The sequence below is a fragment of the Bartonella sp. 11B genome (assembly GCF_002022625.1).
Classification (GTDB): Bacteria; Pseudomonadota; Alphaproteobacteria; order Rhizobiales; family Rhizobiaceae; genus Bartonella; species Bartonella rochalimae.
This window is the reverse complement of sequence record NZ_CP019783.1, coordinates 966,703-981,835: the sequence shown is the minus strand read 5'-3', so window position 1 is coordinate 981,835 and position 15,133 is coordinate 966,703. Positions and strand designations below refer to the sequence as shown.

Sequence of the window (15,133 nt, the reverse complement as noted above, 5' to 3'; positions counted from 1 at the left end):
GCCCATCAAATTACCGAAAATCGGTTTAGCACAGCTTCAACCGTTAAAACTTCTCTAAGACCTGTTTTTCGATCTTTAATTTCAACTTCATTTTGTGTAGCATTTTTAGGACCAATAATCATTTGTACCGGCAAACCAATCAAATCCATTGTTGCAAATTTCGATCCAGGACGCTCACTCGTATCATCTAACAGTGGATCAAAACCACTACGTATAAGCCCCTGATAAAGAGTTTCACATATATAACTACATTTTTCATCATCTGGTTTCATATTGATGATACCAAAATCAAATGGTGCGATTGATTTTGGCCAAATAATACCATGTTCATCATGAGAAGACTCAATGACTGCCGCTACAAGACGCGAAGGTCCAATCCCATAAGATCCCATAGAAACAAAGTGCTCTTTTCCATCTTGTCCCATAACTTTTGCCCCCATTGGAGCAGAGTATTTTGTACCAAAATGAAAAATATGTCCTACCTCAATACCACGCGCTGAGAGCTTATTACTGTCAGAGACTTTACTCCACTCTTCTTCATTATGCATTTCTTCTGTTGCAGCATATAAAGATGTCCATTGTCTAACAATATCAGCTAAAACATCCTTATCGGTAAAATCAATTGAAACAGATGGAACTGTAAATTCAAGAAATCTTTTGTCACAAAATATAGAACTTTCACCTGTTTTGGCTAAAATAATAAATTCATGACTAAGCTCACCGCCAATTGGACCTGTATCAGCACGCATAGGAATTGCTTTTAAGCCAACACGAGAAAAAGTGCGTAAATAAGCAACAAACATACGATTATAGGATATTTTTGCACTCGCATAATCAAGGTCAAAAGAATAAGCATCTTTCATCAAGAATTCGCGTGCGCGCATCACACCAAAACGTGGACGAATTTCATCACGAAATTTCCATTGAATATGATAGAGATTTAGTGGAAGATCTTTATAAGAACGAACGTATGAACGGAAAATATCTGTTACCATCTCTTCATTAGTCGGACCATAGAGTAAATCACGATCTTGACGATCTCTAATGCGTAACATTTCAAGACCATAATCATTATAACGCTCACTTTCACGCCAAAGATCAGCAGATTGAATCGTTGGCATCAATATTTCTAAAGCTCCAGCTCGTTCTTGTTCTTCACGAATAATCTTACAAATCTTGTCAAGAACTTTTTTACCTAATGGTAACCAAGAATAAATTCCTGATGTCTGTTGACGTACCATACCAGCTCGCAACATAAATCGATGTGAAATAACTTCTGCTTCCTTAGGACTCTCTTTTAAAATAGGCAGAAAATATTGAGAAAGACGCATTAAAACTATTACTCCTAATTAGACTTATCAAATTACAGCAATTTACAAGTGGTATTTATAGCTATATTCTGAAGGCTTGCAAATATGATAATAATATTGAAATATTATCTTCTATCTTTTCTTTAACTGCACTTACATAAAAAGTGTGAAGTCCGTATTTGTACAATGAGCTAATTGAAATAGTTTTATCTTCTTTTTATAAAAAATAATCGAATATTAAAATACTTTTATTTTGAACGATGTAAAAAAACTACACAAATAGGCTTTTTCCCCCAAATCTTATTAACAGCTGCTCTTACTGCACGCCTCGCAGCTTCTCGGATAAGTTCATTATCTTTTCTTTTTGCACGCGGAATATTATTAATGGCATTTTCAATAACATTTAGAAGAATATCTTCTAATAATTCCCCTGCCCTATCGCTTTTAGGAAGACCAAACATTATAAGACCAATATCATCAATTAAATCATGCTTACTATTCATGTGAAGAGAAACAGAAACATGACCAACATAACTTAACTTGCAACGCTCACGAATTCCTAATTCATCTTCATTACCAAGCAGAAAACCATCTTTATAAATACGACCAACAGCGACTTGATCAATAATTTCTACTGGTTCTGGTGCAAGACGAAATATATCACCATTTCTAATTCCAGCAACAGTTTTTATGCCAACTTGTTGTGCTAAAGTTTCTTGAGCTGTAAGATGTATCGCTTCACCATGTACAGGAATAAGGATCTGTGGTTTTGTCCAATCATACATTTGTAAAAGTTCTGAACGACGGGGATGACCTGAAACATGTACAAGAGCATCTCGATTGGTAATAATGTTAATACCCTGATCAATAAAACGATTTTGTATATCAATAATAGCTTTTTCATTACCTGGAATATTACGTGATGAATAAATAATTGTATCACCAGGAGAGAGAGTGATATTTTTCATTTCATTTCGTGAGAGTTTTGCTAATGCAGCACGTGGTTCACCTTGACTACCAGTTACTACCAAAACAATATTTTGGGGTGGAATATGGCTATAATCTTCTTCTGTTATAAATGGTGCTATATCATCCATATAACCAAGCTCTTGTGCGACCATAACACTACGCTTTAAAGAACGTCCTACCAAAAGAACTTGACGTCCAACAGATTCTGCAGCAAGAGCAATTGAGCGTATACGGCCAATATTAGAGGCAAAAGTTGTAATAGCAATTCGACCTTTAGCTTTCAAAATAATTTCAGAAATACTTTCCTGAACTTGTTGTTCCGATGGTGATATACCATCTTGAAGTGCATTAGTGGAATCACATAATAAGGCTAATACACCTTTATTCCCCAAAGTCCGAAACCGTTCTTCATCTGTTATAGGCCCAAGTGAAGGCGTATGATCAATTTTCCAATCCCCAGTATGAATCACATTTCCTAAAGATGTTGTAATAGCTAAAGAAACTGCTTCTGGAATCGAATGATTAACAGAAATAGCTTCGATTGAAAATGGTCCAACCTGAAAGCAATCGCCAGATTGAAAAATATTAACTGGAATTTCATGAAATTCAAAATCTGACTGTCTTTTACTCTCTAATAATCCAGCTGTAAAACAAGTGCAATAAATTGGAATTTTAAGCTTTGGCCATAAATCAAGAACAGCACCATAATGATCTTCATGAGCATGTGTTAAAATAAGACCACAGACATTATGTTTTTCATTTTCTAAAAAACGAATATCTGGCAAAATAAGATCTACTCCAGGTAATTCAGGACCTGCAAAACTAACTCCCATATCAACAAGTAACCATTCACGACAATCTTTAGGACCAAATCCATAGGCAGCTAGATTCATTCCTATTTCTCCAACTCCTCCTAAAGGTAAAAAAACCAATTCATTCTTATTGGCAACAGTCATAAATGTCTCCTAAATTATTAAGATAACTCATGCTGAAATAAAACTTTATAAGTCAATTACAATCTACATCAGCAGAAGCAGCTAAACCAAAATGAACATCTCCAGATGTTATGATTGCCCGCTGACCATTTTTTTGTTTTACAATACAGTTAAAATCACAATCAAGACCATCAAAAATACCTTCAATGATCCTTTCATCGCTATTTACTGTAATGTGTTGTCCAAGATGAGAACAATATAAAAGCCATTTTTTACGAATTGTATCACATCCATAGGGTTGTTTCCAAAGAAGATAATTTTCAGCAAAATATTGCGTCAGAGCGGTAAACAATTGTTCTTTATCAATATTTAAACCAATATTCTTTATACTTGAGGTTGGATACGGCGCATCTTCATAATGGTATTCTACATTCATACCAATACCAATAACTAATGCATATTTTTGCGGAGTTAGTTTGAAAAGTTCAAGTAAAATCCCACAGCTTTTAGCTCCTTTAAGTAAAATATCATTCGGCCATTTTAAACTAATAATGTCGTTAGCTTGCTTTTCATTCTTTATAAATTGTTTGACAGCCTCTAACATACTTACTCCAGCAACAAAACTAAGTTGAGCAGCAGTCTGATGGATAATATCATCAATTAATAAAAGGCTAGAATAAAGATTTCCTTTTGGACTACTCCATATTCTTCCTCTTCTAGCTCTTCCTTGTGTTTGTTCATTCGCAACAATCCAAAGATACCCGTGATGTCCAGAATGTGCCTTTTGCTGTGCAACAAGATTTGTTGAGTCAACACTTTCATATGATTCAATATCATACCCTTGTTTTTTTGCAAAGTCTGACAACACATAAACCATATTCACTAAAACAATGCTGCAGCTGCTTGTTCTGCCAATTCAGAAAATACAATTCCAAAAAACACATAAAATAAAATGAACAATGCAGAAAAAGTAAGACAAAACTTAAGTTCGCTTGATAAAGAAATAAAGCCAGCTTTTGCATCATCAAACCACATAATTTTGATGACACGCAAATAATAAAAAGCACTAACCACAGAAGCCAATACACCAACGACAGCAAGCGGAATAAGACCTGCATGAACAGCTGCAGAAAATGTATACCACTTTCCAAAAAAACCTGCCATAGGTGGTATACTTGCTAACGAAAAAAGATGTATTGTCATAATAATAGCCATAAACGGATTTGTTTTTGCCAATCCTGCAAGATCATAAATATTTTCAACATTTCCATCATGCGACCGCATACTAAGAATGAAAGAAAACGAACCAAGTGTCATAACAAGATAAATGGTCATATAAATGATAACACCTTTTACCCCAAGTACATTTCCTGCAGCTAACCCAACAAGAGCATATCCCATATGACTAATCGATGAATAAGCCATTAGACGCTTAATATTACTTTGACCAATTGCAGCAAATGCACCTAATATCATTGATGCAATCGCTATAAATACTATAATTTGCTGCCATGCAGGCATAAGGTTATCAGCGTTATCAAATGGAATAAAAGCAACAACAATTATACGAATAATTAACGCCATTGCTGCAACTTTAGGGGCACCAGCAAAAAACGCTGTAATAGGTGTTGGCGCGCCTTCGTAAACATCAGGTGTCCACATATGAAATGGAACTGCAGAAATTTTGAAAGCCAAACCAGCTAAAATAAACACAATTCCAAAAATAACACCTAACTGCAAAACCTCACCTTTTAAAGCCAATGCAATTTCATGAAAGCTAATTTGGCCAGTAAAACCATAAAGTAATGAAATACCATAAAGAAGTAATCCTGAAGACAATGCACCTAAAACAAAATATTTTAATCCTGCTTCAGAAGATTTAACATTATTACGATTAATAGCAGCTAAAACATATAAAGATAAAGATTGTAGCTCTAACCCCATATAAAGAGACAGCATATTACCTGCTGAAATCATGAACATCATACCAAGGGTTGCAAACAGAACCAATACTGGAAATTCAAATATATCAAATTTTTGAGCACAGGTAAAAGAAACAGACATAATGAGAGCAAATAATGCGCCAATAAGCGTTAAAATTTTCATATAGCGGCTAAAAGAATCAATGATGAGCGCATCTGTGCAAAAAAAACCGCTTTTTGGAAAGATCATCACGATAATAATAGTTGCAATAAGAAGAGCAATCGCTAAACCTGTAACAGTTAAATATGAATGCGCTCTAGAATAAACGCCGATTAAGAGCAGTGCTATTCCTCCCAAGGCAATTAAAATCTCAGGAAGAATTAACACTAATTGAGTTATTATTTCAGTTTGCATGAGCGTTCATCTTTTATTTAGTGCAGCTGGTTGATCAAAGATTCTACCGCAGACATTGTTGTTTTAAAAATTGGTGTTGGATAAACACCAAAAAATATTGTGAGAATAACCATTGGATAAAGGGTGAATTTCTCTATTGGTGATAGATCAAGAAGAACTTTCAAGTTTTCTTTTTCTAAAGAGCCAAAAACAATGCGCCGATAAAGATAAAGTGCATAAGCTGCTGATAAAATAACGCCAGTTGTAGCAAAAACAGCAACCAATTTATTAACTTGGAAAACACCTATTAGAGTTAAAAACTCGCCGATAAATCCTGAACTTCCAGGTAACCCAATATTTGCCATAGTAAAAATCAAGAAAACAACAGCATATTTAGGCATATTATTTACTAAACCGCCAAACGCTGAAATTTCACGTGTATGTAAGCGGTTATAGATCACTCCAACACAAAGAAATAAAGCCGCTGAAACAATTCCATGCGATAGCATCTGATAAATAGCACCTTGAATGCCTTGCTCATTAGCAGAAAAAATACCCATCGTTACATATCCCATATGCGCCACCGATGAATAAGCAATCAGTTTCTTTATATCACTTTGAACAAGTGCAACTAAAGATGTGTAAATAATCGCAATTAGCGATAATGTGAAAACTAAAGAAGAAAAATCAGCTGAAGCAATAGGAAACATTGGTAATGAAAAACGAATAAAACCATAACCGCCCAATTTAAGTAATACGCCAGCTAAAATAACAGAGCCTGCTGTTGGTGCTTCCACATGAGCATCAGGCAACCATGTATGAACTGGCCACATTGGCATTTTAACAGCAAAAGAAGCAAAAAATGCAAGCCACAACCACGTCTGCATATGTGTATTAAACTGGTAGGTTAACAAAGTTGGTATATCAAGTGTTCCTGCTTCCCAATACATAACCATGATAGCAACCAGCATGAGCACTGAGCCAAGCAAAGTATATAAGAAAAATTTCATACTTGCATAAATACGACGCGCCCCACCCCAAACACCAATAATAATAAACATTGGAATAAGGCTACCTTCAAAAAAGATATAGAATAAGATTGCATCAAGAGCACAAAAAACTCCAATAATTGCAACTTCGAGAAGAAGAAAAGCAATCATGTAATCTTTTAATCTATCTTGAATAGTATTCCAACTTGCTAAAATACAGAAAGGTAAAAGAAAAGCTGAAAGAACAACAAAAAGAACAGAAATACCATCGATACCTACATGATAACTAATATCACTACCTAACCAGTGGAATTTCTCAACCATCTGAAAATCAGAGTTTGTAGTATCAAATCCTGCCCAAATAACTAAAGAAATAATAAAAACAAACACAGTCGTAAAAAACGCTACATTACGTATATTGCGTTTTGCTGCTTCACTATCATCCTTGATTAATAAAATCAGGAACACACCAACAAGCGGCAAAAAAGTAACAGTAGAAAGAATAGGCCAGTCGGTCATCAATTTAAGCTCCTAATCATCATCCATGTGATGAGTGTTGCCACGCCAATCAGCATTGCAAATGCATAATGATAAAGATATCCTGTTTGCATGCGAATAACTTTATTTGTGATGTTAATAATACGTGCTGCAATGCCATTTGGGCCTAAACCATCAATAACCTTATTGTCACCTATTTTCCAAAAAAAGTTACCAATTCCCAAGGCAGAACGAACAAATAAAATATTATAAACTTCATCAAAATACCATTTATTATAAAGAAATCGGTGTAATATAGGTAAAAATTCAGCAATTCTTTTAGGAATTGAAGGAACTAGAATATAAAATAAATACGCTAAGGTAAAACCAAGAATCATCGCTGTAAATGGCGACCATTTTACCCAGTCAGGTACATTGTGTGCTTCATGAAGAATATGATTATGACTTCCCGTAAATAATGCACCTTTCCAAAAAGCATCATAAAAGTCACCAAAAAAATAAGGCTGGAAAATTACACCAGCAAACAATGCTCCGATAGATAAAATAAATAATGGAACTAACATCACTGGAGCTGATTCATGCACATGATGCATAACATCAACGGTTGCACGTGTCTTGCCATGAAATGTCATAAATATAAGCCGCCAAGAATAAAAACTCGTTAATAAAGCAGATAAAATAAGAAGCCAAAAAGCATATTCTGACGCAATATTATGCGATGCAAAGGCAGATTCTATAATAGCATCTTTTGAAAAAAATCCTGCAGTTCCAAAAAAAGTTCCAGGAATTCCAAAGCCTGTTAAGGCAATAGTTCCTATAAACATCATCCAATAAGTTGTTTTTATATGTTTATATAATCCACCCATTTTTCGCATATCTTGTTCATCAGAAACAGCATGAATTACAGATCCTGCTCCGAGAAATAATAAGGCTTTAAAAAAAGCGTGCGTAAAAAGATGGAAAATGGCTGCTCCATATGCTCCAACCCCTAACCCAACAAACATATAACCAAGCTGTGAACAAGTAGAATAAGCAATAACGCGCTTGATATCATTTTGTACGACTCCCACAGTTGCAGCAAAAAATGCTGTCGTTGCCCCAATAATAATGATTACTGTTAAAGCATTCGGAGAAAGTTCAAAAATCGGTGACATACGCGCAATCATAAAAACACCAGCCGTTACCATTGTAGCTGCATGAATGAGCGCAGATACTGGAGTTGGTCCTTCCATCGCATCAGGAAGCCACGTATGTAAAAGAAATTGTGCTGATTTACCCATAGCGCCAACAAATAAAAGAAGACATGTAATAGTAATTACTGTTTGTCCCCCAAAATGACCACCTAAAAACGTCATACCCTTTATAAAATTATTATCTGCAGCTTTTGTAAAAATATCTACAAAATTAACTGACTGAAATAAAACAAAAATGTTGAATATTCCTAATAGAAAACCAAAATCCCCAACACGATTAACTACAAAAGCTTTCATTGCTGCCTTATTAGCAGAATCCCGCTGAAACCAAAAACCAATCAACAAATAAGATACAAGGCCAACACCTTCCCATCCAAAAAACATTTGAATTAGATTATTGGCTGTCACCAACATCAACATCATAAATGTAAATAAAGAAAGATAAGCAAAAAAACGAGGCCTTGAAGGATCATGATGCATATAACCAATTGAATAAATATGAACTAATGCCGAGACACTATTCACTACAACAAGCATAACAGCTGTCAATGTATCGACATGCAAAGACCAATTAAACACTAATTTATCAATAACTACCCATTGCAATAGCGGTATATCAACTGTTGAAGCATTATTAAAAGCCATACTTAAAAAAGATATCCATGATAACCCAGCAACAATCATCATAAAGCTAGATGTTACCAGCTCACTAGCACGAGGAGCTATAGTCTTTCCACCTATTGCAGCAATTAAAAAACCTAAAAGCGGAAGAAAAACGATCATATAATACATCACGTATCAGCCCTTCATCACATTAACATCTTCAACCGCAATAGAACCACGATTACGAAAAAACACAACAAGAATTGCTAGACCAATTGCTGCTTCAGCAGCTGCTACTGTCAAGATAAATAAAGAAAATACTTGCCCAACTAAATCATGAAGAAAAGCTGAAAACGCAACAAAATTAAGATTGACCGAGAGCAATATAAGCTCAATTGACATAAGAATAACAATTACATTCTTTCTATTTAAAAAAATACCAAGAATGCCAATTGTAAATATCAATACAGAAACAGTGAGATAATGAACAATATCAATGTACATAATAATCTTTCCGCTAAATACCTTTACCTGATTCAACTTTTTTAATTTCAATTGCACTTTCTGGTGTTCTCGCAACTTGAACTGCAATCGACTGTCGTTTAACTCCTGATCTGTGACGGAGTGTCAGAACAATAGCGCCAATCATTGCAACTAATAAAATTAATCCTGAGATTTGAAAGTAGAAAACATAATCTGTATAGAGAATGTCTCCTAGTGCTTGAGTATTTGTTCGCTGTGTTAAATCTGGCGTTGGTTGTGTAGCATGAACTCCTGAAACTGGAAAAAAACTGTTGCTAATAAAAACAAAAATAAGCTCTATAGCGATTATAATACCAATAAAAGCACCAATAGGAGCATATTTGAGTGTACCACTTTTTAATTCAGCAAAGTCAACATCAAGCATCATAACTACAAATAAAAATAAAACTGCTACAGCACCAACATAGACAACCAATAAGATAAGTCCTAAAAATTCTGCTCCTGCAAGCAAAAACAAAGCCGCGGCATTAAAAAATGCCAGTATTAAAAATAAGACTGAATGAACAGGATTACGTGCGACAACAACAATGACCGCACTTATAAGCATAATGAAAGCAAAAATATAGAAAAATGCCGCTGCTAGACCTGTTAGCATAGACTTCCCCTCAATCAATCAATAGGTATGAATTTTCATACCAGACTATCCTTATCGGATACATTATCCAACTACTTTCCATTTAATAATACACCTAACGATAAGGTGAATCTATTAATATATTACGAGCAATTTCCCGCTCCCAACGATCTCCATTATTTAAAAGCTTTTCTTTATCATAATAGAGTTCTTCACGCATTTCTGTTGCAAACTCAAAATTCGGACCTTCCACAATAGCATCAACTGGACAAGCCTCTTGACAAAAACCACAATAGATACACTTCACCATATCAATATCATAGCGAATAGTTCTACGTGTACCATCATTACGTCGAGGCCCAGCTTCAATCGTAATAGCCTGTGCGGGACAAATTGCTTCACATAATTTACATGCGATACACCGTTCTTCTCCATTTGGATAGCGACGCAAAGCATGTTCACCACGAAAACGTGGAGAAACACAACCTTTTTCATAGGGATAATTAATTGTAGGTTTTGGAGAAAAAAACTGACGCATTGCTAAAAAAAAGGCACTTATGAATTCTAATAAAAGAAGTGATTTTGCTGCTTGAATAAGACTTGACATATAAGCTTTCCTCTTAAGCTAAACCAGTGTATTGCAGAACAGCAGCAGTCATCACAACCATTGCCAATGAAATAGGAAGAAATACCTTCCAACCAAGGCGCATTAACTGATCATAGCGATATCGGGGTACAAATGCTTTAACCATAGCAAATCCAAAAAATACAAAACAAACCTTCAGAACAAACCAAATGACACCAGGAATCCAATTAAGCCACCATACATCAAAAGGAGGTAACCAGCCACCCAAAAACAAAATAGTTGTTAATGCACACATTAAAACAATTGCAACGTATTCACCAAGAAAAAAAAGCATATAAGGAGTTGAAGAATATTCAACCATATGTCCAGCAACAAGCTCAGATTCTGCCTCTACCAAATCAAAAGGAGGACGATTTGTCTCTGCAAGCGCAGAAATAAAAAATATAATAAACATTGGAAAAAGAACTAACCAATTCCAATCAAGAAAACTACTGAATGGCAAGCCAATATTCTTTCCAAAACCACTATTCTGTTTAAGAACAATTGCTGTAAGATCTAGTGAACCACTTACTAAAACAACTGTAACAAGAACAAGACCAATTGAAACTTCATAAGAAACCATTTGTGCCGCTGAACGAAGAGCTCCTAAAAAAGGATATTTCGAGTTTGAGGCCCATCCTCCCATGATAACACCATAAACTTCAAGAGATGAAATAGCCAGTATATATAGTAAACCAACATTAATACTTGCAATTTCCCAGCCTTCATTAACTGGAACAACTGCCCATGCCGATAATGCAAGTGCCGCTGAAACAAAAGGAGCAAGAAGAAAAACACCTTTATTAGCTCCAGCAGGGATAATCGGTTCTTTAACAGCAAATTTTATCAAGTCTGCAAAAGACTGCAACAACCCCCATGGACCAACAACATTCGGTCCACGACGTAATTGGACAGCTGCCCAAATTTTCCTGTCTGCATAAAGCAAATAAGCAATTAAAACCAAAAGAACAACTAACAGAATAAGTGTTTTACCCACTATAATTAATAATGGCAATAGCCAAGCCATAAAGAAATCGTACATAACTGTTCCTTTTCCCCTTTGTTCTTACTTCATAGCTTCTGCAGCATGACTTTTTGCAAGAGACGAACATTCTGCCATAATTGCAGAAGCACGCGCTATTGGATTTGTTAAATAAAAGTCTTTAATCATAGAAGTAAATTTGTGTGGCTTCAGAACAATTACTTGTGAACTCAGAGTTTTAAGATCACTAATACATGAAGGCGTTATATTATCAATGGCACAAAGATGTGGAAAATCATTAAATAAACTTTGTCTCAATTGAGATAATGAATCAAAAGGAAGCTTTTTATTTAAAACATCGGATAAAGCACGTAAAATAGCCCAATCTTCTTTTGCTTCACCTGGAGCAAAACCAGCTCGATTTGTCATCTGAACACGACCTTCTGTATTAACATAAAGCCCTGATTTTTCAGTATAAGTAGATGCCGGTAGAATCACATCAGCAGCATGCGCACCATTATCACCGTGGCTTCCAATATAAATTACGAAGGCTTTGTTATTGGTTAATTCTACTTCATCAGCGCTCAGCAAAAATAGAACCTCACAGGTTTTTACAATATTTTCAACTCCCAATTTATGGGTAAAACCAATATCTAGTCCTCCAACAGTTGATGCAGCAGTATGAAGGATGCCAAATCCATTCCATTCTTCATTAAGAGCTCCAACAAGGTCCGCTAATTTTGCAAGACTCTTTAAAACAGATAAACCTTCCTTACCTGAAATAGCACCTTCTCCAATAAGAATAAGCGGTCTCTCAGCTTTTTTTAGTACATCAAAAAATGCATTCTCTCCACTAATAAGTTTATTTAATGAATCAGTACCAGCCCCAAGATAAGAATACGGATAACGCAAATCGACCTGTTCTCCAATTAATGCAATTGGAATTCTTCCTACTCGTTGATGTTTTAAAATACGTGCATTTAAAACAGCAGCCTCAACACGCGGATTAGATCCTACAATTAATATTGCATCAGCACGTTCGATACCTGCAATAGTAGGATTAAAAATATAACTCGAACGGCCTAATTCAGCAGATAGAACCATACCCCTTTGACGACAGTCAAATGCCTTTGAGCCCAATGAAAGCAATAATAATTTAAGAGCGTACATTTCCTCAACAGAAACAAGATCTCCAGCAATTGCTCCAATTTTTTTTGCTGAAGTTTCAGATATAACTGTTTTAATTTTTTCAAAAGCTTCCGACCAACTTACAGGCTGAAGTTTTCCATCTTTTCGAACATACGGTTTATTAAGTCTTTGAGTACGCAATCCATCCCAAATAAAACGTGTCTTATCTGAAATCCATTCCTCATTTATATCTTTATTAACGCGTGGTATAATTCGCATAACTTCGCGCCCTCGGCTGTCAATGCGAATAGCACTACCAAGAGCATCCATCACATCAATCGACTCTGTTTTAATTAATTCCCATGGACGCGCACAAAACGCATAAGGTCTTGAAGTTAAAGCACCTACTGGACAGAGATCAATAACATTGCCTTGCAATTCAGATGTCATTGCTCTTTCAAGATATGTCGTGATTTCAGCATCTTCACCACGGCCAATTAAACCAAGATCTGAAACACCTGCAATCTCTGTTGTAAAACGAACACAACGTGTGCAATGAATACACCGTGTCATCACAGTTTTTACAAGAGGTCCAATATACTTATCTTCAACAGCACGTTTATCTTCTGTATAACGAGAACAATCACGCCCATAAAAAATTGCTTGATCTTGAAGATCACATTCACCACCTTGATCACATACAGGACAATCTAATGGATGGTTAATGAGGAGAAACTCCATAACGCCTTCACGGGCTTTTTTGACCATTTCCGTATTGACAAATATTTCAGGCATTTCACCATTTGGCCCTGATCGTAAATCACGTACTCCCATAGCACAAGAAGCTTGTGGTTTTGGAGGCCCACCTTTGACCTCTACCAAACACATACGACAATTCCCAGCAATTGATAAAGCTTCGTGAAAACAAAAACGTGGAACCTCAGCACCCGCAGCCTCAGCAGCTTGAAGCAATGTGTAATAGTCAGGAACTTCAATTTCTTTACCATCAACTTTAATACTTATCATCACCAATCCAGCTCGCGAATAACCTACTTCTCATTTGTATTTCATTATTTTTAAAAACAAAACTCTTTATTTTATTGTTTCCAAAGCAATATTTTTACTTTGAACTGCACTTCGCGTATAATCATCAATTCTTCGTTCAATCTCTGAACGAAAATTACGGATTAATCCTTGTATAGGCCATGCCGCAGCATCTCCAAGTGCACAAATAGTATGCCCTTCAACTTGTTTAGAAACTTCAAATAGAAGATCAATTTCGCGTTTTTGTGCCCTTCCTTCAACCATACGACCCAAAAGACGCATCATCCACCCAGTCCCTTCACGACACGGCGTACATTGACCGCAACTTTCATGTTTAAAAAAAGCTGCTATACGCCAAATTGCCTTAATGATATCGGTTGATTTATCCATAACAATCATACCACCCGTCCCAAAAGAAGAGCCAACATCTCGCATCCCATCGAAATCCATAATGGCATTTATCATATCTTCTCCACGAACAATCGGACAAGAAGCTCCCCCTGGAATAACGGCTAAAAGATTATTCCATCCACCGCGAATACCACCTGTATGTTTTTCAATCAATTCACGAAAAGAAACACCTAGAGCATCTTCAAATGTACAAGGCGCATTAACATGTCCAGAAACCATAAACAATTTTGTCCCAACATTGTTTGCCCGACCAATCGATGAAAACCACGAAGCACCTCGACGTAAAATCGTAGGAACAACTGCAATAGATTCCACATTGTTAACGGTTGTTGGACAACCATAAACACCCATATTTGCAGGGAATGGAGGTTTTAATCGAGGTTGACCTTTTTTTCCCTCAAGGCTCTCAAGAAGAGCTGTCTCTTCACCGCAAATGTAAGCCCCAGCACCATGGTGAACAATAATATCACAAGCATGACCATATTTAGTCTTTTTACCAAGCAACCCTGCTTCATAGCACTCATCAATTGCAGCTTGAAGCGCTTCACGCTCACGAATATATTCACCACGAACATAAATAAAAGCAATATTTGCTCCCATTGCAAAAGTGGCAATAACACATCCTTCAATTAAAGTATGAGGATCATGTCTTAAAATATCACGGTCTTTGCATGTTCCTGGTTCCGACTCATCTGCATTTACAACCAAATAATGAGGCCGACCATCGCTTTGTTTTGGCATAAAGGACCATTTCATACCAGTAGGAAAGCCAGCACCCCCACGGCCACGTAAGCCTGAAGCTTTCATTTCATCAATAATCCAATCACGGCCTTTTTCAATAATCGCTTTGGTACCATCCCAATGTCCACGCAATACCGCAGCTTTCAATGATTTATCTTTAAAACCATAAATATTGGTGAAAATGCGATCCTTATCAGCCAGCATACCCCACCTTTTTTTCTATAACTGAATGCATTTTTAGCATTTTCCTAATTCAATTTTTTAATATTTTT

At 36.0% G+C, this 15,133-nt stretch carries 12 protein-coding genes; all 12 read right to left on the bottom strand.

Annotated elements, in window-relative coordinates; translation table 11 throughout:
- Positions 1 to 5: 5 nt before the first annotated feature.
- Positions 6 to 1,331 (bottom strand): proline--tRNA ligase, encoded by a 1,326-nt coding sequence (gene proS / locus Bho11B_RS04210; RefSeq protein ID WP_035005838.1) that lies wholly within the window; start codon positions 1,329 to 1,331, stop codon positions 6 to 8.
- Between the two features lie 227 nt (positions 1,332 to 1,558).
- The gene (locus tag Bho11B_RS04205) at positions 1,559 to 3,235 is read right to left on the bottom strand and encodes a ribonuclease J (RefSeq protein WP_078673741.1); all 1,677 of its coding nucleotides are present in this window, start codon (positions 3,233 to 3,235) and stop codon (positions 1,559 to 1,561) included.
- 52 nt (positions 3,236 to 3,287) lie between these two features.
- Positions 3,288 to 4,097, bottom strand: a complete 810-nt coding sequence (locus Bho11B_RS04200; protein ID WP_035005841.1) for a biotin--[acetyl-CoA-carboxylase] ligase — start codon at positions 4,095 to 4,097, stop codon at positions 3,288 to 3,290.
- Positions 4,097 to 5,551: an NADH-quinone oxidoreductase subunit NuoN gene (gene nuoN / locus Bho11B_RS04195; protein WP_035005842.1), complete on the bottom strand. Its 1,455-nt coding sequence runs from the start codon at positions 5,549 to 5,551 to the stop codon at positions 4,097 to 4,099. Before nuoN ends, Bho11B_RS04200 begins: the two co-directional genes overlap by 1 nt.
- A gap of 17 nt (positions 5,552 to 5,568) precedes the next feature.
- Entirely contained in the window at positions 5,569 to 7,038 is a 1,470-nt protein-coding gene (locus Bho11B_RS04190; RefSeq protein WP_035005843.1) for an NADH-quinone oxidoreductase subunit M, read from the bottom strand.
- Entirely contained in the window at positions 7,038 to 9,002 is a 1,965-nt protein-coding gene (gene nuoL / locus Bho11B_RS04185) for an NADH-quinone oxidoreductase subunit L (protein WP_035005844.1), read from the bottom strand. The genes Bho11B_RS04190 and nuoL overlap by 1 nt, the downstream gene beginning before the upstream one ends.
- Positions 9,003 to 9,008: 6 nt before the next feature.
- Positions 9,009 to 9,317: an NADH-quinone oxidoreductase subunit NuoK gene (gene nuoK / locus Bho11B_RS04180; protein WP_035005845.1), complete on the bottom strand. Its 309-nt coding sequence runs from the start codon at positions 9,315 to 9,317 to the stop codon at positions 9,009 to 9,011.
- A gap of 13 nt (positions 9,318 to 9,330) precedes the next feature.
- Complete coding sequence (locus Bho11B_RS04175; protein WP_035005849.1) at positions 9,331 to 9,951, bottom strand: NADH-quinone oxidoreductase subunit J; 621 nt, start codon at positions 9,949 to 9,951, stop codon at positions 9,331 to 9,333.
- 94 nt (positions 9,952 to 10,045) lie between these two features.
- Entirely contained in the window at positions 10,046 to 10,537 is a 492-nt protein-coding gene (gene nuoI, locus Bho11B_RS04170) for an NADH-quinone oxidoreductase subunit NuoI (protein ID WP_078673740.1), read from the bottom strand.
- Positions 10,538 to 10,550: 13 nt separating this feature from the next.
- Entirely contained in the window at positions 10,551 to 11,597 is a 1,047-nt protein-coding gene (gene nuoH / locus Bho11B_RS04165) for an NADH-quinone oxidoreductase subunit NuoH (protein WP_078673739.1), read from the bottom strand.
- Between the two features lie 24 nt (positions 11,598 to 11,621).
- Positions 11,622 to 13,691, bottom strand: coding sequence for an NADH-quinone oxidoreductase subunit NuoG (gene nuoG, locus Bho11B_RS04160; protein WP_078673738.1), 2,070 nt, complete (start codon positions 13,689 to 13,691; stop codon positions 11,622 to 11,624).
- A gap of 66 nt (positions 13,692 to 13,757) precedes the next feature.
- A complete protein-coding gene (gene nuoF / locus Bho11B_RS04155; protein WP_035005856.1) occupies positions 13,758 to 15,065 on the bottom strand; it encodes an NADH-quinone oxidoreductase subunit NuoF in 1,308 nt (435 codons plus the stop codon).
- Positions 15,066 to 15,133 lie beyond the last annotated feature (68 nt).